This window comes from Streptomyces sp. NPDC002324, from assembly GCF_053593335.1.
In genome coordinates this window covers 8,659-27,795 of the sequence record NZ_JBSFCF010000009.1, presented here as the reverse complement: position 1 = coordinate 27,795, position 19,137 = coordinate 8,659, and the positions used below count along the sequence as shown (strand labels likewise).

The following is a 19,137-nucleotide window of genomic DNA, read 5'->3' as shown; positions in this document are numbered from 1 at the left end:
GGTGACGACCCGGCGCGGAGCCGTCCCTAGCGTCGGGGGCCACACGTCGACCACTCAGCTGGGGAGGCTCCGTGGCCATGACCACGAACCCGTCCGCCGCCGCGCCCACCACCGCCGCGCCCGTCATCGACCTCCGTGAGGTGAGCAGGGCGTACGGCGGTGAGGGGCCGCCGGCGCTCGACGGCGTCTCGCTGAGGGTGCGGGCCGGGGAGGCGGTCAGCGTCGTCGGGCCGTCCGGGAGCGGCAAGTCGACGCTGCTCAATCTGATCGCCGGGCTGGACCGGCCCGGCGCGGGGACGGTCACCGTCGACGGAGTGCGGGTGGACCGGCTGAGCGAGACCGCGTCGGCGCGGTACCGGCGGGCCAAGGTCGGCATGGTCTTCCAGTTCTTCCATCTGCTGGACGACCTGACCGTCGCCGACAACGTGCTGCTCCCGGCCCAGCTGGCCGGCCTGGCCAAGGCCGAGGCGCGCCGCCGTGCCGCGGGCCTGCTGGAGTACCTCGGCATCGACCGGCACGCCGACGCGTATCCCGGCAGGCTGTCCGGTGGCGAACGGCAACGGGTCGCCGTGGCCCGCGCGTTGATGAACCGCCCGGCCCTCCTCCTCGCCGACGAGCCCACCGGCGCGCTCGACTCCGCGTCCGGCGACGACGTCCGTGCCCTCCTCACCGAACTCAACGCGGACGGCCAGACGATCGTCCTCGTCACCCACGACCTGCGCCTGGCCGCATCCTGCGCCGGCCGGACGGTGGAGCTGGTCGACGGGAGGGTCGTACGCGACACGGCGAACGCGGGCGGCCGACCCGGCGGCTCCGGCGCTCCCGGCGCCACGGCGGTGCGGCCGTGAGCGCCCTCGGCCGGGTCGTGCGGGCCGGGGTGGGCCGACGGCGGGTGCAGACCGTGGTGATGGTGCTGACCACGCTGATGGCCGTCACCGCGTCGGTCCTCGCGGCCGGGCTCCTCGCTGCCGCGCGGGCCCCCTTCGACCATGCCTTCGCGGAGCGGAGCGGCGCCCATCTGGCCGCGCAGTTCGACGGCACGAAGGTGACGGCCGCACGGCTCGCGGCGACCGCCGGCGCGCCCGGTGTGACCGCCGCGGCCGGGCCCTTCCTGACCCTCTCGGTACGGCCCCGCACGGTCACGGGGTCCGACTTCGTGCCGGCCGGAGTGGATCTGCCGCCGCTGACCGTCGCCGGGCGAAAGACCGCGGGCGGAGCCGTCGACGAGGTCGACGTGATCGAAGGCTCCTGGGCCACCCGCCCGGGCCAGATCGTGCTGGCCGCCGACGAGAGCCCCCTGCGGCCGGGCGCCCGTCTGGCCTTCCCCGACGCCCCGGGCGGCCCGACGCTGACCGTCGTCGGTATCGCCCGCTCGGTGACCGCCACGGCCGACGCCTGGGTGAGCCCGGCACAGGCCGAGGCGCTGGCGGGGGCGTCGGCGGGAGCGCCGGCGGGAGCGCCGGCGGGCAGGGGGACGACGGAGCGCGGCAACGGCGCCGGCGGTGAGATCCGGGAGCCCGCTTCGGCCTCGTACGCCATGCTCTACCGCTTTCGGCACGCCGCCACCGGCGCCGAAGTGGCCGAAGGGCGGGCCGCGATCGTGGCGGCCGTGCCGGAGGGGGCGATGAGCGGGGCGCGGTCGTATCTGACGGTGAAGCAGGAGGAGACGGCGAACGCGATGGCGTTCGTGCCGTTCCTGGCGGCCTTCGGGGTGCTCGGACTGTGTCTGTCGGTGCTGGTGATCGGGATCGTGGTCGGCGGGGCCGTGGGGGCGGCCACCCGGCGGATCGGCGTCCTCAAGGCGCTCGGGTTCACGCCCGCGCAGGTCGTCCGGGCGTATGTGGCCCAGGCGTTGGTACCGGCGGTGGTCGGCTGTGTCCTCGGGGTGGCGCTCGGCAACGCGCTGGCGGTGCCGCTGCTTGCCGAGGCGGGGGAGGCGTTCGGGGCGCCGGCCGGGGGAGTCCCGCTGTGGGTGGACGTCGTGGTGCCCGGCGCCGCGCTCGCCCTGGTCGCGGGTGCCGCCGTGGTGCCCGCGCTGCGTGCCGGGCGGCTGCGGACCGTGGAGGCGATCGCGGTCGGGGGCGGGTCCCGGGGCGCCGGGCGCGGGGGGCCCGGACGCGTGCGGCCGGTACGGCGGTTCACGGCGGCCCGGGTGATGGCGCGGCTGCCGGTGCCGAGGGCGGTCGGGCTCGGGCTGGCGCACCCCTTCGCCCGGCCGGCGCGGTCGGCGACGGTGGCCGCGGCGGTCGCCTTCGGCGCCGTCTCCGTCACCTTCGCCGTCGGGCTCGCGCTGACGCTGGGCGCGGTCCAGGAGGGCCGCAGACTCGACTCCGCCGGATCGGTCGTGGTCGCGGCCGGCGGCGAGCAGGGGCCGCCCGGTGCCGAGGTGGTACGGGCGGACGGCGGCGCCCCGGCCGAGAAGGCCGATCCACGGGCCGTGGCCGCCGTGCTGCGCGCACAGCAGGGCACCGGCCGGTTCTACGGCACCGCCCAGGCCCAGGTGAGCGCGTCCGGGATCACCGGTGCGACGACCGTCGTGGCGTACGCGGGCGACTCGGCGTGGGGCGCGCCCGGACTGGTCGCGGGGCACTGGCTCGACGGGCCGGGCCAGGCGGTGGTGACCTCGCGGTTCCTGGCGGCCGCCGGGATCGGGGTCGGGGACACGGTGACCCTCACCGAGGGGGGCCGCCGGGCCACCGTACGGATCGTCGGCGCGGCCTTCTTCACCGAGGGCCGGGGCATGCCCCTGCTCACCTCGACCGAGACCCTCACCGAACTCGGGCTCGGTACAAGGGCGGTGCCGGGGCGGTACCACGTGCGGACCGAGGGAGGCACCGATCAGGCGGCCTACCTGGACGCGCTGAACCGCGCGTTCGACGAGGCCGGCGTGGGTGCCGTCGCCCGTGCCGAGACGGCCGGCTCCTCCAGCGTGATCGTGGCCATGGACGCGCTGATCGGGATGCTCACGCTGATGCTGGTCGTGGTCGCCGGGCTCGGTGTGCTCAACACGGTCGTCCTCGACACCCGCGACCGCGTCCACGACCTCGGGGTCCTCAAGTCCCTGGGCATGACGCCCCGCCAGACCGTCGCCATGGTCGTCACCTCCGTCGCCGGGGTCGGCCTGCCGGCCGGGCTGGTCGCGGTGCCGGCGGGGATCGCGCTGCACCGGGCCGTGGTCCCGCTGATGGGCGACGCCATCGGCATGACCCTCCCGGCCACGAACCTCGCCGTGTACGACGGCCCCGTACTCCTGTCCCTCGCGCTGGGCGGGCTGGTCATCGCGGTGGCGGGGGCGCTGCTGCCGGCGAGCTGGGCGGCACGGGCGGGCACGGCCACGGCGCTGCGGACGGAGTGAAGCGAAGGGCCCGGGGCCCGCCCTGGCCTGCCCTGCCCGGCCCCGGTCGCGCTCCCGCCTGGCCTCGGCCTTGGCTCCGCTCCGGCCCTGGCGTTGGCTCCGCTCCGGCCTGGCCTGGCCCTGGCTCCGCTCCGGCCTGGCCTGGGCCCCGCTCCGGCCTGGCCCCGCTCCGGCCCCCTCCGGGCCCGCCCTGCCCCGCCGCGGGGCCGTGCACGGGCGGGCACGGCCACGGCTGCGGGACGGAGTGATGTAAAGGGGCCGGGGCCCGGCCCGGCCCAGGCCCAGGCCCAGCCCAGGGCCCAGCCCAGGGCCCGGCCCAGGCCCAGGCCCAGGCCAGGCCAACCCAGGCCAGGCCCAGCCAGGCCCGGGCCCGGCCCTGCTACGGCCGGGCCCTGGCCCTCGGCCTCGCTCCAACCCGGCCCCGGTCCGCCCCGGCCCCGCCGCCGGGCCACCCGAGAGAGAGCGCCTGCGTGGGCCGTCCGACGGGACGTCCGAGGGGACGCGAACCGAATGTTGTCCGCACTCTTACCTTGCCTGGTTCCCCCCTGTCCCTCGCCTGTACCCGCGCTGTCCGGCCGGACCGGACAGTGGTGTCCGGCACCCGTCGGAGCACCTGTCGGAGCACTCGGCGGCCCGCGACCGCGAGGTGACCGTCGTGGAGGAGTGACCTCGCGGTTCCGGGATCCGGGGCCAGGGGTCCGCGTCGCGGAGTCCGCGCACCGGGCCCGGGATCACGGAAGACGCCCCGCGCACCCACGAAGTGCGCGGGGCGTCCGCGCCCCGCCCGCCCTCACCGGCCGTCCGCTCACCCGCCCACCAGGTCAGCGCCTCGCCCTCCCCGCCCGCTCCCCCCACCACCCCGACCGCTTCAATCGGCGTAGGGGGCAAGGGCGTTGACCCGCCCCGAGAGCACCAGCAGAATGACCCCGCACGCGCTTGAGAGCGCTCTCAGAACGCGGCTCCGGGCGCGCCCTCAGGCCCGCACTTCCAAGGGAGACCCATGACCGGCAGCATCGACAGCACCGGCATGACCGGCGCGACCGGCAGACCAGACCCGGCACCGGCGTTCGGCCGCCGGGCGCTCCTCGGCACCGGCCTCGGGGCCGCCGCGGCGCTCGTCGCCGCCGGCTCCGGCCCGGCCCAGGCGGCGCCGAACGCGGCGCCCCACACGGTGTCCGAGGCGGCACCACGGACGTCCGGGACCTCGGCCCGGCGGCGCGGCCAGGCTTTCCTCGCCGCCGCCATGGACGCCTACCCCGACCACGGCGCCGTCCGGCTGACCCAGAGCTACACCGACCAGGCGGGCCTGTTCAGCACGGCGTTCACGTACGACAACGCGCTCGCGATCCTCGCCCACCTCGCCGTGCGCACGGCGGACGGCCGGGCCAGGGCCGTGGCGCTCGGGGACGCCCTGATCTACGCCCAGGAGCACGACCCGGCGTACGACGACGGCCGACTGCGCCAGGCGTACAACGTCGGGCCGTACGTCTACTACGACGGCGTACCGCAGCCGGACGGCTTCGTGCGGGCGGACGGCACGGCCAACGTCGGCACCCAGTTCGGCTTCACGGGGACGGCCGTGGGGGACATGGCCTGGGCGGGCATCGCGCTGAGCGCGCTGGCCCGGCGCACCGGGGCCCGCCGGTTCCTCGCCGCCGCGGTCCGGATCGGGCAGTGGATCGAGCGGACCGGCCGTACCGACGAGCCCCTCGGCGGGTACAAGTTCGGTGTGAACGGGGCGAACGAGAAACTGCCGTTCACCTCTACCGAGCACAACACCGACCTGGTCTGCCTGTTCGGACGCCTCGCCCGGCTCACCGGCGACCGGGTGTGGGGCGAGCGGCGCGCGCGGGCCGAGGCCTTCGTGCGGCGGATGTGGGAACCGTCCCGGGGCTCGACGGGAGGGTATTTCTACACCGGCACCAACGACGGGGTGAGCGTCAACAAGTCCCCGATCCCCGAGGACACCCAGACCTGGACCCACCTCGCGCTCGACTCCCGCCGGTACGCCCGCTCCCTCGACTGGGCCGCCCGGGAACTGGCCGTCCTCGACCACGCCGAGCGCCGCAACAGCACCGTGCCGGCCGGGCAGTCGTACGAGGGCGTCACCTTCAGCTCCGCCAGTCTCCTCGCGAACGAGGACGCGCCCATCGCCGAGTTCCAGCCCCGGCCGAACCGCAACGGGGTCTGGTTCGAGGGCACCGCCCACCTCGCCCTCGCCCTGCGCGACCGGGGCGCGCGCGGCGACGAGGCCCGCGCCCGGCGCCTCCTGGCCTCCCTCGAAAGCGCCCAGGACCACCTCGGCGCCGCCCAGACCGTCGGCGGCCGCGCCCTCCCGGCCCGCTCCGGCATCGTCTCCGCCAGCAGCCCCCTCGACACGGGCTTCGGCTTCGGCTACTACCCGTACCGGCACACGGGCGCCACGGCCTGGTACCTGATGGCGGCGGCGCGCTCGAACCCGCTGGGGGTCTGACACCCACGCGCGGTCGGCGGCGGGGGAGGGAGCGGAGGCCGGTCGCCGCCCCCCTTTTCGCGGAGTTGGTGCGAAGGCCCCTACGTGAACGGCTAGCATCCCGGCCGTAAACATGCGGTGGAAAACGGCATGGGGCCGACGGCCCTCGGTGGTCGGCCTTCGGTGGTCGGCCGTCGGCCGTCGGTCGTCCGTGGTCGTGGACAGGATGGGGTGGGTGTCGTGGTGGAGGCCGGGCCGCGGGTCGCTGTGGCCGTGGTGACGATGGGCAATCGGCCCGCCGAGGTGGACGCGCTGCTCGCCTCCGTGGCCAAGCAGGACGTCGCGCCCGCACGGATCGTCGTCGTCGGGAACGGCTGTCCCCTCCCCGAGTTCGCCGAACGGCTCGGCCTGCCCGGCGAGGTCACGCTCATCGAGGTGGACGAGAACCTCGGCTGCCCCGGCGGCCGGAACGTGGCCCTGGAACGGCTGCGGGAGTTCGGTGACGTCGACGTGGTCGTCGAGCTGGACGACGACGGCCTGCTCGTCGACGCCGATGTGCTGCGCCGCGTACGGGACCTGTACGCCGCCGACCCGCGCCTCGGCATCGTCGGCTTCCGCATCGCCGACGAGCACGGCGAGACCCAGCGGCGGCACGTCCCGAGGGTCGGCGCCAAGGACCCGATGCGCGGCGGCCCGGTCACCGGATTCCTCGGCGGCGGACACGCCCTGTCCATGGCCATGCTCGGCGAGACGGGCGACTGGGCCGCCGAGTTCTTCTTCGCGCACGAGGAGACCGACCTGGCCTGGCGGGCGCTCGACGCCGGCTGGACCGTGCTGTACGCCCCCGAGCTGCTGCTCCAGCACCCGAAGACCTCACCCGCCCGGCACGCCATCTACTACCGCGTCAACGCCCGCAACCGCGTCTGGCTCGCCCGCCGCCGCCTCCCGCTGCCGCTCATCCCCGTCCACCTGGGCGTGTGGGTGCTCATCACCCTGCTGCGGACACGCTCGGCGGGCGGCCTGAAGGCGTGGTTCGGCGGCTTCGTGGAGGGCTGGCGCGAGTCGGGCGGCGCACGCCGGCCCATGAGCTGGCGGACGGTCTGGCACCTCACGCGGCTGGGACGACCGCCGGTCCTCTAGGGCCCCGGAGCAACGGGCCCGCCCGGCCACCGTGTTCGGCCCGGCCCGCCCCGCGACACACGAATGCCCCGGTCGTTCACCTCCACCGACCGGGGCACAGCGCTTTGTGCGGTTCCCGGATCCGGCAGCGGCGGCGGCACTCCCCCGAGCTACGCGTCTACGCGTGCGCCGTCGCCGCCGGATCCGATGAAGTGATCACATCAGGTCCCGCCAACGGATCGCTAACATGAGCCCAACGGTTCCACGAGGAGCCGTACGGGAGCGGCGGCGGGTCGCCGCGGGGCGGACCCGGAACGACGGTGCGGAAAGGCAGCGGCGGTTCTATGCGGGACGGGCTGCGGTTCGGACTGCTCGGTCCGCCGGTCCTGTACGGGGCCGGGGCAACCGGCGGCGCCGTACCCGCCGGTGACGGCCGCCCCGGTGGCCCGACCGCCGGCGACGCCGGCCCCGCACACGGCGGCGTACGGTCCGTCGGCAGCGCAAAGATGCGGGCCCTGTTCGTGGCGCTGCTGCTCGAACCCGGGCGGATCGTCTCCGTCGACACCCTCAAGGACGTGCTCTGGGACGCGGCGCCGCCCCCCTCCGCGCAGGCGTCCCTGCACAACCATGTGACGCGCCTGCGGCGGCTGTTGGACGATCCTGAGCGGCTGCGCGCGATTCCGCCGGGCTATCTGCTGCGGGTCGACGACGGCGAGCTGGACGTCCGTGTCTTCGAGGCCCACGCCCGCGCCGCGCGCGCCGCCCACGCCGAGCGGGACTGGGCCCGGACGGTTCGCGAGTGCGCCGCCGCCCTGGCCCTCTGGCGTGGAACCCCGCTCGGCGGACTGCCGGTCGAGGAACCGCGCGCCCAGGCCTTCGTCCAACGTCTGCAGGAGGCACGGCTGTTGCTGCTGGAGCGACGGTACGAGGCCGAACTCCACCTCGCGGCCCGTACGGCGGGCCAGGACGCCACCGGGGCGCACGCGCTCGGCGCACTCGCCCCCGAACTCACCGCCCTCGTCGCCGAGCACCCCCTGCGCGAGGCCTTCCACCGCCTCCTCATGCTCGTCCTGCACCGCACGGGCCGTCAGGCCGAGGCGCTGGCCGTCCACCGGGACCTCCGGGCCCGCCTCCTGGACGAACTCGGCGTGGAACCGGGCCCGGCGGTACGCGACGCCCACGTGGAGATCCTGCGCGACCACACCGAGGAGGCCCCGGGGACCCCGACCGAGGACGCCCCCGCCGACACCCCGCCCCGCCCCGCCCAACTCCCGCCGCCGCCCGCGCACTTCACAGGCCGGGAGGAGGCGCTGGCGGAGCTGCGGCAGGCACTGGGGAGGGGCCCGTACGAAGCCTCGGGGACCGTCGTCATCAGCGGCATGGCGGGCGTCGGCAAGAGCGCCCTCGCCCTCCACCTCGCCCACGAACTCGCCGACCGCTTCCCCGACGGCCAGCTCTACATCAACCTCCACGGCGCCACCCCGGGCATGACCCCCCTCACCCCCGCCCAGGCCCTCGCCGCCCTGCTCCGCGACCTCGGCACCGCCCCGCGCCGCATCCCCGAACACCCGGACGCCGCAGCCGCGTCACTCCGTTCGACGCTCGCCCCGACCCGCACCCTGCTGGTGCTGGACGACGCCGCGAACGCCGCCCAGGTGCGCCCCCTGCTCCCGGCAGGCGCCGGCTGCGCGGTCATCGTGACGAGCCGTTCCCCGCTCACCGCCCTGGACGGCGCCCACCGCCTCCCGCTCGCCCCGCTGTCGGACGACGAGAGCGCGGCCCTGCTGCGCGCCGCCTCCGGCCGGGCGGCGGGCCTGGACGCCACGCACCCCCTCGTCGCACTCACCGGCCGCCTCCCGCTCGCCCTCCGCGTCGTCGCGGCCCGTCTCGCCGCCCGCCGCGCGCTCACCCCGGACGCCCTGGCCGGCCAACTGACCGCCACGGAAGGGCGGCTGCACCACCTCGAATACGACGACCTGAGCGTCCGCCGCTCCCTCGCCGTCGCCCACGAGGCCCTGCGCGCCTCCGAGCGCGAGGCCGACCGCGACGCCGCCCACGCCCTGCGCCGCATCGGCGCCCTCGACCTGCCCGCGTACGGCGCACCGCTCCTCGCCCGCCTCACCGGCACGGACGAGTTCCGCGCCGAGACCGCCCTCGACCGCCTCGTCGACGTGGCCCTCCTCGACGAGACGAGCTACGGCCGGTACGTCCCCCACGACCTCGTACGCCACTTCGCCCGCGAACTCGCCGGCACGGCCGACACCACCGAGGCCGTCGGGCAGGCCCTGCGCTGGTACGCGGCGCGCGCCCGCCAGAGCCTGCTGGTGCTGCTCCCACCCGGCTACGAACGCGACGAACGCCTGCGGACGACGGCGCCCACGGCCGAGCCGGAGCCCACGGAACCGCCCTTCGCCTCCGCGGAGGAGGCCTTCGCCTGGGGCGACCGCGAACTCCCCAACATCGTCGCCCTGGTGGAACGCGGCGGCGGACCGGCGGCGGCACTCGTGCCCGGCCTCGTCCGCCATCTCTTCCCCTATCTGCACCGGGGCGGCCGGCTCGCCGAACTGGACGTGCTCGGACGACTGGCCCTGCACGCGGCGCGCTCGCTCGGGGACGCCGAGGCCGAGGCGTTCGCCCTGACCGACCGGGCGGGCCTGCACTTCATGTCCGGCCGGGCCTCGGAGGCGCTCGCCCTCAACGACGAGGGGCTCAGGCTGTGGCGGCGGCTCGGGGTCGTGTCGTGCGTACGGCGCTGCCTGAACAACCGGGGGCTCGTCCTGGAGAGCCTCGGCCGGTACGAGGAGAGCGAGGAGACGCTGCGGCAGAGCCTGGAGCTGTCCCGGCAGCTCGGCGACCCGTACGGCGAGGCGGTGACCTTCAGCCACCTCGGCAACCTCTACAAGCACACCGACGCACGGGCCGCCATCGCCCACCACGAACGGAGCCTGGCGCTGGGCGAGATCGCCGACAGCCTCGTCGTCCGGCACACCGCGCACTGCAACATCGGCTACGCCCACCTCCGGCTCGGCGAACCGGCCGCCGCCGTACAGCACTTCGAGCAGAGTCTGCGCATCCTCGGCGACGACGAGGACTGGCAGGGCGAGTCGAAGTCCCGGCTCGGCCTGGTACGGGCCCTGCGCGAGCTGGGCCGGCCGGAACGCGCGTCCCACGAGTGCGCCCTCCTCCTCGACCTCGCCGAACGCCGCGCCGACCAGTACGCCGTCGGTCTCGCCCGCCACCAGCGCGGGCTGCTCCTGCGGGCGCGGGGGCGCGTGGAGGAGGCGTACCGCGAGTGGGAGCGGGCCCGGGCGATCCTGGACGGGACGGACTCGCCGGTGGCGGTGGAGCTGCGGGAACTGCTGAAGGACCGCGCCCGGTGAGGGGCGCCGCCGGCCCCGCTCACGTCCTCACTTCGCGTCCGCGTAGCACTCCACCACCGCCGTGGTGAACGGGAACCGCACCGGCGTCTCCCCGAACGTCAGACGTCCCGACAGCTCCGACGCCTCACGGATCGCCGCCACGACGGCGTCCGCCTCGTCGGCCGGACAGTGCACGATCACCTCGTCGTGCTGGAAGAAGACCAGCTCGGCGGCCATCCCGTCGAGGGCGCGGCGGAGTGCGGCGAGGAGGAGCAGGGTCCAGTCGGCGGCGCTGCCCTGGACGACGAAGTTGCGGGCGAACCGGCCCCGGGCGCGGGAGTTGGTGGAGGCGTACCCGGGCACCCACTCGCCGCCCTCCTGCCCCTGGCCCTGTTCCGCCGATTCGAGGTCGGTCTCGGCCTGGGGGATGCCCGCCTCCTCGCCCGCCGCGTCGGAGGCGCCGGCCGCCGGCGGGCACGTACGCCCGAGCCAGGTCCGTACGAGGCGTCCCTCCTCGCCCGCGCGGGCCGCGTCGTCGACGTACCGCACCGCGCGGGGGAACCGGCGGCGGAGCGCGGCGAGGTTCTTGAGGCCGTCCCCGGACGTCTGCCCGTACACGGCGCCCAGCACGGCGAGCTTGGCCTGCGCGCGGTCACCGGAGAAGGCGCGGTCGGAGACGGCCTGGTAGAGGTCGCCGGGGCGCCCGGCGACCTCCATGAGCCCGGGGTCGCGGGAGACGGCGGCCAGCACCCGGGGTTCCATCTGGTCGGCGTCGGCGACGACGAGCCGCCAGCCGGGGTCGGCGACACAGGCGCGGCGGATCACCTTCGGGATCTGGAGGGCGCCCCCGCCGTTGGTGACCCAGCGCCCGGTGACGGTGCCGTGCGCGAGGAACTCGGGCCGGAACCGCCCGTCCCGGACCCAGTCCTGCAGCCAGGACCAGCCGTGGGCGACCCAGATGCGGTAGAGCTTCTTGTACTCCAGCAGTGGCTTCACCGCCGGATGGTCGACGCTCTCGATCTCCCAGCGGCGGGTGGACTTCACCCGTAGTCCCGCCTGGGCGAAGGCCTTGACGACGTCGGCGGGCAGATCGGGCCGCACGCGCCGCCCGAAGGCCTGCGACACCTCCTCGGCGAGTTCGGCGAGCCGGCGGGGTTCGCCCCCGCCCGCGTACCGCTCGCCGAGCAGCTCGCGCAACACCTCCCGGTGCACGTCGGCCCGCCACGGCAGCCCCGCCCGGTTCATCTCGGCGGCGACGAGCATCCCGGCCGACTCGGCGGCGGTCAGCAGCCGCATCCGCTCCGGGTGCGCGGTGGCGTCGTGCCGGCGCTGCTGGTCCGCGTACACCTCGACGAGGTCGGCGAGCGGGACGTGGACCGGCCGGGGCTCGAAGAGGGACGGCTGGGCGCCGGGATCGGCCGAGCGCAGGGGCGGGTCCGGCGGAACGGGGCCGTGCCGGAGGCGGGCGAGCGCGGCGGCGGCGGAGCGGGGCTCCCCGAGCCGCCCCTCGTGCCCCAGCAGCAGACTCTCGGCGTCCTCCACGTCGTAACACCGCTCCACGCGGACGCCGTCGGCCAGCAGCCGGGGATAGATCTCGGCGGTGGACCGCCACACCCACCGCCCGACGTCCGCCCGCCGCCGCACGGCCCCCGCCAGGTCGGACTCCCGTGTCACCGGGCCCGCGAGCAGCCCGTCGACCCCGAGGGGGGCGACCTCCACGCCACCGTCCTCGGCCGGAGCGAGCGCCCACCGGTCGGTCATGGGTGCGAGTGTGACAGGGGGGTCTGACAATGGGGCCGAGCCGAGGGCGGGGCGGCTCTGTCGGCGACCCCTACGCGTCCCCCGGGCCCTCGCCCGGGCCCTCGCCCGGGCCCTCGCCCTGCCCCTGTCCCTGCACGATCGAGCGCAGTGCCTCGGACACGTCCGCCTCCGTGGCCTCCTTGGTCACGCCGAGGCCGCTCAGCACGCCCTGTCCGTTCTCGAACTCCAGCAGGGCGAGCAGGATGTGCTCCGTGCCGATGTAGTTGTGGCCGAGGCGGAGGGCCTCGCGGAACGTGAGTTCCAGGACCTTCTTGGCGTCGGGGCCGTAGGGGATGAGTTCGGGCACCTCGGGGGAGGCCGGCGGCAGGGTGGCCGTGGCGGCCCGCCGTACGGCCTCGGGGGAGGCGCCCTGGGCGACGAGCGCCTTGGCGGCGAGTCCCTCCGGCTCCGCGAGGAGGCCGAGGACGAGGTGGGCCGGCAGCCCCTCGACGGCACCGGCGGCCTTGCCCTCGTTGTGCGCGGCGGCGACCACGTTCCGGGCGCGCGGGGTGAAGCGGCTGAACCCCTGGCTGGCGTCGAGGTCGTTCTCGGCCTTGGGCACGAACCGCTTCTGCGCGGCCTGCCGGGTCACCCCCATGCTCTTGCCGATCTCCGTCCAGGACGCGCCCGAACGCCGGGCCTGGTCCACGAAGTGGCCGATGAGGTGGTCGGCCACCTCGCCGAGGTGGTCCGCGGCGATCACCGCGTCCTGGAGCTGGTCGAGGGGTTCCGGGTGCACCTTCTTGATGGCGTCGATGAGTTCGTCGAGACGGATGGACGCGGTGGCTCGCGGGTTCGTCGTCATGTGTCAACCCTAGGTTGACACCGCGCCACTGTCAACCTTCGGTTGACAGTGGTCGCGCACCGCAGGTGATCGTCAACTCCGTTCCCCCGCTCGGCTGTTGACGCCCCCTCACCGCCCCGCCCGGCCGACCGCCCCGCCGGCCGCCACCACCGCCACGACCCCGCACGCCCCCACGCACGCCCCGACCACCTCCCAGGGCACGCTCACCCCCACCGGCGCCGACAGCACCCCCAGCGCAGCCGCCACCCCCGCCAGGTTCACCACCGTGACCGCCGCTCCGAGCGCCACCCCCACCAGGACCGCGACCAGCGCCTCGCCCACCACGACCACCCGCACCTGCCCCCGGGTGGCCCCGGCCAGTCGCAGCGACCGCAGCTCCGCGCCCCGCGCCGACGTGGCCATCACCAGCGTCCCCGCCAGCGAGATCGCCGCGTACACGAGCGCGATCCCCAGCACCACGAGAAACCCGAGCCGGGTGTGTGCCCTGGTGCCGGGACGGTTCGCCGCGAGCCACTCCTCGGCCGGCCGCACGGTCGCACCGGTCCCGGCCGCCGCCCTCTCCAGCGCCGCCGCGACCCCCGCCCGGTCCGCCCCGCCGTCCACCCGCACCTCGGCCCGGTCCACCACCGCGCCGCCGGCGTTCGCGGACGTCACATACGCCCCGTTGTCCCCGGTCCCCCGCGCGAGCACCGCCGCGATCCGCAGCCGCACGGGACGCCCGTCCCCGAGCCACACCCGCACGCGGTCCCCCACCTCGTGCCGCTCCCACTCCTCGTTCACGACGATCGACCGGTCGTCGAGATCGCGCACGTCTCCGGCGACCACCGGCAGTCGCGACACCGCCGCGAAGGCCGGCACGTCCGTCACCGCCCGCGCCTCGGAACGCACCAGCGCGCTCCCCTCCTCCACCACGTACACGGCGGTGGAGGCCGACCCGGCCACGGTCGTCCCGCGCACCCTCCCGCCGCCGGCCGACCGTCCCTCACCCGTCACCACGACGTCCGCCCGCGCACCCGTCACGACGAAGTCCGCCCGCGTGCGCGCCTCCGCCTCCGCCCCCTTCGCCCGCGCCACCGTGCCCGCGGCCCCCAGCAGCGACCCGGCCAGCGCGACGGTCACCAGCACCGGCGCGGCGACGGCGGCGGTACGGCGTACCGACGTGGCCGCGTTCTCCCGGATCAGCAGCCCGGTGGCCCCGGGCAGCGCCGCGCCCAGCAGCCGTACGACGGGCCGGACGAGCAGCGGCGCGAGCGCGGCCGCCGCCGTGACGAGGAGCATCGGCTGCGTGGTGTACGTCTTCCGTTTCAGCAGGTCGGCGGGGTCGGTCCCGACCTTCCAGGCCAGCAGCCCCAGTCCGCCCGCCAGTAGGGCGGCACCGAGCACCCGGCGCGTCAGCGGCAGCACCCCCGTGTCCACGGACGCCTCGCGCAACGCCTCCGCCGGCCCGATCCGCCCCGCCCGCCGCGCGGCCGCCCAGGCCCCCGCGAGCGCCACCGACACGCCCGTCCAGAAGGCCACGTGGTACGGCCACACCACCGCGTCCGGCACCGCGAACCACGTCGGCGCGACCCCGCCGTCCACCAGCTCCCGTACCAGCACGGGCGCCCCCCACGCCCCCAGCGCGCACCCCGCGCCGGACGCCACGACCCCGACCGCCAGGGACTCCCCGAGCAGCAGCCGCCGCACCTGACCCGGTGTCGCGCCCGCCATCCGCAACAGCCCGAACTCCCGCCTGCGCAGGGCGACCACGAAGGCGAACGTCGAGGCCGTCACGAACACCGACACGAAGGTGGTGACCCCGCCGGCCGTGCCGAGCAGCGAGTTCACGGCGACCAACGCCTCCGCGTCCCGCTCGTGGTCGGGATCCACCTGCCGCCGCGCGTCCCCCGTCAGCACCCGCGCCCGGTCCCCGACCACCGCCCGTACGTCGGCGGCGGGCGCGTCCACCCCGACCGCGTCGGGGCCCGCCGAGCCCCGCCCGCCCCCGTCCGTCGTCACCGGCCCCAGCGCGCGCAGCTCCGCCACGAGCCGTTCGTCCACAGGGTGTGGATACGCCAGCCGCTGCGCCACCCGGGCCGTCCCCGGACCGCGCCGCACCTCGACCGTCAGCCTGTCCTGGCCCGCCACCACGACGGGGGAGGAACCGAAACGCTCCGGCGCACGCGCGGGCGGATCGAGCGTCGCCGCGAGTCCCAGCCCCATGGCGGTCATCACCCCGACCCCCAACGCCACGGCGACGAACGATCCGAGCAACGCGGCCCACCGCGTACGCAACGACGACAGGGTCAGCACGTCACACCCCCGACAGCGGCCTCGGCCGTGCCGCGCGCGGCCTGCTTCTCCAGCCCCGCCATACGGGCCGCCACCGCCTCCACCGAGGGCCGGGCCAGCTCTCCGCTCACCCGCCCGTCCACCAGGAACACCACCCGGTCCGCGTACGAGGCGGCCACCGGATCGTGCGTGACCATGACCGTGGTCTGGCCCTCCCGGTCCACCAACTCCCGCAACAGGCACAGCACTTCACGGCTGGTCGTGGTGTCGAGCGCCCCGGTGGGCTCGTCGCCGAACAGGACCGCCGGGCGGGTGATCAGGGCCCGGGCCAGGGCGACCCGCTGCTGCTGGCCGCCGGACAGCTGGGCCGGCCGGTGCCCGGCCCGCTCGGCCAGCCCCACCCGGGCCAGCGCCTCGCGCACCGCCCCGCGCGCGGGCCGCCGTCCGGCGAGCCGCAGCGGCAGGGCGACGTTCTGCGCGGCGGTGAGCGAGGGGAGCAGGTTGAACGCCTGGAACACGAACCCGATCCGCTCCCGGCGCAGCAGTGTCAGCCGCCGCTCGCCCAGCCCGGCCAGCTCCACCCCGTCGACCCGCACCGTCCCGCCCGAGGGCCGGTCCAGCCCCGCCGCGCAACTCAGCAGCGTCGACTTCCCCGACCCCGAGGGCCCCATCACCGCCGTGAAGGTCCCGGCCCCGAAGTCGAGATCCACCCCGTCCAGGGCGACGACCTCCCCGTACGACCGCCGCAGGCCCCGTACGCGCACGGCGGCGCCCCCCGCCGCTTCCTCCGGTGCCGCTGCTTCCGCTCTATCTGTCGTGGTCATGCCTCCAGCGAACCGTCCGCGCCCCGCCCGCACACGACCACTGGAGGGTGTCCTCGGGGTAGGGCCCGCCCTACCCCCGGGGTGCCTCGTGACACGATCGAACACGTGAGTACGACCAGCACGGTGGAGCGCGCCTTCGAGGCGGCCCTCTACGCCGACACCGACGCCGCCCTCGACACCGGCGCCTCCCTGCTCGCCGCCGACCCCGCGGCCGACGGGGAACTGGCCCGGCGCGGACGGGAGTTCGTGGCCGGCGCCTGGCGGCGCGGCTGGCAGCCCGCCGACGTCGTACGGTTCGCGCGGCGCGAGCTGGAGGACGAGCACGTCACGCTCCTCGCACGGCTCGTCGTCGAGGAACACGAGGATGCATACGGCCGGGGGCGAACGGCCGGGCAGCGGCGGTCACCCGGCCCCCGCTGGGCCGCCCAGCTCGACGAGATCAGGGAGCTGACCACCCGCCCCACCCGCGCCGACCGCTTCTCGTACGCCACCACGGCCCTGGAGCTGTACCGCCTTCTCCTGCGGCTGCCCACCCTCGAACCCCTGGACCGCCCGCAGGAGACCGGCGGCGCGCAGAACTCGCCCCACCCGGAGTCCCGCATGCTCGGCCGGATCCGCGCGCTCCTCGCCAAGGCGGAGGCGACCGGGTTCCCGGAGGAGGCGGAGGCGCTCAGCGCGAAGGCGCAGGAGCTGATGGCGCGGCACAGCATCGACGAGGCGCTGCTGGCCGCCCGCGCGCACGGCGCGAACACGCCCGGCGCGTGCCGGATCGGCGTCGAGCCCCCGTACGAGACGGCCAAGGCGGTGCTCCTCGACGCGGTGGCGCGCGCCAACCGCTGCGAGGCCGTCTGGAACGCGGACCTCGGCTTCTCCACGGTCGTCGGGTTCGAGGCGGACCTGGAGGCGGTCGAACTGCTCCACACCTCGCTCCTCGTCCAGGCCACCACCGCGATGACGAAGGCGGAGGCGGCCCAGCGCAAATCCGGCCGCAAGCGGACCAAGACCTTCCGGCAGTCGTTCCTGGCCGCCTACGCCCACCGCATAGGGGACCGGCTCGCGGAGGTCGCCGAGGCCCAGGTCGCGGAGGCGCAGGCCGAGGGCGTGGGGGCGCACGGGGCGGGCGGCCCGCGGCCGGACCTGCTGCCCGTGCTCGCCGCACGCGACGTCGCCGTCCGCGAGCAGGTCGGCCGGATGTTCCCGGACACGGTCACCACCCGCGTGCGGGGCGTCAGCGACCTGGCCGGCTGGCAGCAGGGGGCGGCGGCCGCCGACCGCGCCCAGGTCGGGGCGCGGCCCCGGCTGCCGTCCTGAGCCGGAGCCGGAGCAGGAGCCGGGCGGGGCGGGGCGGCTCAGTCGCCGGCCGGCAGGAACGGTCCCACCGTCGCCTCCAGCGTGCTCTCGGACTCGACCGCGACCTCGGGGTCCGGCCACTTGAAGCTGCTGACCTTGGTGTCTCCGGGCAGGGTGAGCTTCACCGTGTCCACCGCGGCGCTCTTCTCCGCGTCACCGGCGACCCCGCGCACGTAGGCGATGGTGAAGGTCATCGACTGACCGCCCTCCAGCGTCACCTCGGTGTCCTGGGACGCGCCCTCCTGCGCCTTGAGCGCCCAGGACTTGTCGCCGGCGAACAGGTCGACCCCGGCGAGGCCCTTCAGCGTGCAGGCGGCGTCGCCCTTGTTGGTGACGGTGACCGGCACGGCGCCCTCGTCACCGGCGGCCGGCGCGGCACTGCTGGGCCCGATCTCGAAACCGGCCTGCGCGGCCGTGCAGGCGCCGCCCTTCGTGCTCTCGGGGGTGGCGGCACCGGTCTTGCCGTCCTCCCCGCCGTCACCTCCGTCACTCCCGCCACAGGCGGTCAGCGTGAGGGCGGCGAGGAGGGCGGCGGCGATGGCGGTCGGAGCGGTGCGCATGGAGTTCCCGGGGTGGTCGTGGCCGTGACTGTCACAGCACAGCCGGTGCAGAGTGAAGGGACGAACGGGCCGGGGAACTCGGAGGCTCCGCGGCCCGCCCTCCCTCACATGATCTACGATCCCCGCCCCACCGCAGGCCCGATCCGCAACCTGATCTACGACCCGGCGCTCGCGGTCGGCAGATCGGTGGGCAGGTCCGTCGGCAGCCCCGAGGGCAGGGACCCCCCGGCCTTCTGGAACGTCTCCTGCCCGACGTCGCCCTCCCAGGTGATCGTCAGCGCCTTGGAGCCGACCTTGTCCACCATGCCCTCGGTACGGGCGTCGCTGCCGTCCTGGCACTTGAGGCTGATCATCTGCATGTCCGCCTCGTCGGCGACCTTGCCGCTGCACACCGAGGTGCCCACGAAGACGGCGACCTCGTCGCCGTTGACGAACAGGGCGACCGCCTTGCCGTCGGTCGTGGCCAGCCAGTTGCCCTGCAGCTCGGTCGCGACGCCGGAGGAGCCCCGGGAACCGCCGCTGTCCGCGCTGTCGCTCGCCTTCGGTGCGGCCGACGACTCCTTGGCCTCGGGGTCGTCGCCGCCACCGCTGCATCCGGTCAGGACGAGCGCGGCCGCGAGCCCGGCCGCCGCGGCCGCGACGCGCACACCCCGCCGGGCGGAGGACGCCCTGGTCGTGGGCCTTGCCGTAGTCGCCGTAGTCACTGGAGATCTCCCAAAGCCGTGGCCGATTCCGGTCGCCGCAGCGACAGCGGCAAGCTACCAGCAGCGGCTGGGCACCGGACGGCCGGGAACTGTGAGAACCCCGAGAACGAGGGAGCACCAAGCACCGACGGCACCCCACCGCCACCGCGACGCCCCGGCACGGACCGAACCCGACGCCGCCCGCCTCGGCCCTTCAGGCCACCCCGGCGGGCGACCTGGCCGAATCCGCACCCCCGGAAAGGCGGCGGCCACGTGAGGCCGAGACGGAGCAGCCGCGCGACGCCGGTCGGCGCGAACGCCCGCCCCCCTGGCCGGCGACCGGCAGAGTTGATCCCGGCACCTGGCAGGACCCATGCCCTTGCGGCACCTGGCGGGACCCATGCGCTTGCGGCACCCGGCGAGACCCGCGCTCTTGCGGCACCCGGCAGGACCCGCGCCCCCGCGGCACCTGGCAGGACCCATGCCCTTGCGGCACCTGGCGGGACCCATGCGCTTGCGGCACCCGGCGAGACCCGCGCTCTTGCGGCACCCGGCAGGC

General features: G+C 75.8%; 12 protein-coding genes. 6 read left to right on the top strand and 6 right to left on the bottom strand.

Annotation, left to right across the window (positions count from 1 at the left end; all coding sequences use genetic code 11):
* Positions 1-77: 77 nt before the first annotated feature.
* The 5 genes from ACWCRJ_RS14655 to ACWCRJ_RS14635 all read left to right on the top strand — a co-directional run bounded on the left by ACWCRJ_RS14655 (position 78) and on the right by ACWCRJ_RS14635 (position 10,306).
* Positions 78-848, top strand: coding sequence for an ABC transporter ATP-binding protein (locus ACWCRJ_RS14655; protein WP_450939624.1), 771 nt, complete (start codon positions 78-80; stop codon positions 846-848).
* Positions 845-3,355 (top strand): FtsX-like permease family protein, encoded by a 2,511-nt coding sequence (locus ACWCRJ_RS14650; RefSeq protein ID WP_450939623.1) that lies wholly within the window; start codon positions 845-847, stop codon positions 3,353-3,355. Before ACWCRJ_RS14655 ends, ACWCRJ_RS14650 begins: the two co-directional genes overlap by 4 nt.
* A 1,000-nt stretch (positions 3,356-4,355) precedes the next feature.
* Positions 4,356-5,828 carry a Tat pathway signal sequence domain protein gene (locus tag ACWCRJ_RS14645; protein WP_450939622.1) on the top strand — a complete coding sequence of 491 codons (1,473 nt, stop codon included), beginning with the start codon at positions 4,356-4,358 and terminating at the stop codon, positions 5,826-5,828.
* Positions 5,829-6,038: 210 nt separating this feature from the next.
* Complete coding sequence (locus tag ACWCRJ_RS14640) at positions 6,039-6,947, top strand: glycosyltransferase family 2 protein (RefSeq protein ID WP_450939621.1); 909 nt, start codon at positions 6,039-6,041, stop codon at positions 6,945-6,947.
* 323 nt (positions 6,948-7,270) lie between these two features.
* Entirely contained in the window at positions 7,271-10,306 is a 3,036-nt protein-coding gene (locus tag ACWCRJ_RS14635; RefSeq protein ID WP_450939620.1) for a BTAD domain-containing putative transcriptional regulator, read from the top strand.
* Positions 10,307-10,333: 27 nt separating this feature from the next.
* Here ACWCRJ_RS14635 and ACWCRJ_RS14630 read toward each other — a convergent pair whose 3' ends face one another.
* From ACWCRJ_RS14630 to ACWCRJ_RS14615, 4 genes are all read right to left on the bottom strand, one after another.
* Entirely contained in the window at positions 10,334-12,046 is a 1,713-nt protein-coding gene (locus tag ACWCRJ_RS14630) for a bifunctional 3'-5' exonuclease/DNA polymerase (protein ID WP_450939619.1), read from the bottom strand.
* A 70-nt stretch (positions 12,047-12,116) separates the two neighbouring features.
* Positions 12,117-12,890 carry a Clp protease N-terminal domain-containing protein gene (locus ACWCRJ_RS14625; protein ID WP_450939618.1) on the bottom strand — a complete coding sequence of 258 codons (774 nt, stop codon included), beginning with the start codon at positions 12,888-12,890 and terminating at the stop codon, positions 12,117-12,119.
* Between the two features lie 108 nt (positions 12,891-12,998).
* Positions 12,999-15,182, bottom strand: a complete 2,184-nt coding sequence (locus tag ACWCRJ_RS14620) for an FtsX-like permease family protein (protein WP_450939617.1) — start codon at positions 15,180-15,182, stop codon at positions 12,999-13,001.
* Positions 15,176-15,985, bottom strand: coding sequence for an ABC transporter ATP-binding protein (locus ACWCRJ_RS14615; protein WP_450939616.1), 810 nt, complete (start codon positions 15,983-15,985; stop codon positions 15,176-15,178). The genes ACWCRJ_RS14620 and ACWCRJ_RS14615 overlap by 7 nt, the downstream gene beginning before the upstream one ends.
* A 105-nt stretch (positions 15,986-16,090) precedes the next feature.
* On the opposite strand from ACWCRJ_RS14615, the gene ACWCRJ_RS14610 reads away from it, so the two are divergent.
* On the top strand, positions 16,091-17,296 hold the full coding sequence (locus tag ACWCRJ_RS14610) for a DUF2786 domain-containing protein (protein WP_450939615.1): 1,206 nt from the start codon (positions 16,091-16,093) through the stop codon (positions 17,294-17,296).
* Between the two features lie 38 nt (positions 17,297-17,334).
* On the opposite strand, the gene ACWCRJ_RS14605 is transcribed toward ACWCRJ_RS14610, so the two are convergent.
* Complete coding sequence (locus tag ACWCRJ_RS14605) at positions 17,335-17,895, bottom strand: DUF4232 domain-containing protein (RefSeq protein WP_046917092.1); 561 nt, start codon at positions 17,893-17,895, stop codon at positions 17,335-17,337.
* Between the two features lie 155 nt (positions 17,896-18,050).
* Positions 18,051-18,599 (bottom strand): hypothetical protein, encoded by a 549-nt coding sequence (locus tag ACWCRJ_RS14600; protein WP_450939614.1) that lies wholly within the window; start codon positions 18,597-18,599, stop codon positions 18,051-18,053.
* Positions 18,600-19,137 lie beyond the last annotated feature (538 nt).

Excerpts from the sequence above, each read along its gene's own strand:
- ACWCRJ_RS14655 (WP_450939624.1), top strand. The coding sequence starts at position 78 with ATGACCACGAACCCGTCCGCCGCCGCGCCCACCACCGCCGCGCCCGTC.
- ACWCRJ_RS14645 (WP_450939622.1), top strand. The coding sequence starts at position 4,356 with ATGACCGGCAGCATCGACAGCACCGGCATGACCGGCGCGACCGGCAGA.
- ACWCRJ_RS14635 (WP_450939620.1), top strand. The coding sequence starts at position 7,271 with ATGCGGGACGGGCTGCGGTTCGGACTGCTCGGTCCGCCGGTCCTGTAC.
- ACWCRJ_RS14630 (WP_450939619.1), bottom strand. The coding sequence starts at position 12,046 with ATGACCGACCGGTGGGCGCTCGCTCCGGCCGAGGACGGTGGCGTGGAG.
- ACWCRJ_RS14625 (WP_450939618.1), bottom strand. The coding sequence starts at position 12,890 with ATGACGACGAACCCGCGAGCCACCGCGTCCATCCGTCTCGACGAACTC.
- ACWCRJ_RS14615 (WP_450939616.1), bottom strand. The coding sequence starts at position 15,985 with ATGACCACGACAGATAGAGCGGAAGCAGCGGCACCGGAGGAAGCGGCG.
- ACWCRJ_RS14605 (WP_046917092.1), bottom strand. The coding sequence starts at position 17,895 with ATGCGCACCGCTCCGACCGCCATCGCCGCCGCCCTCCTCGCCGCCCTC.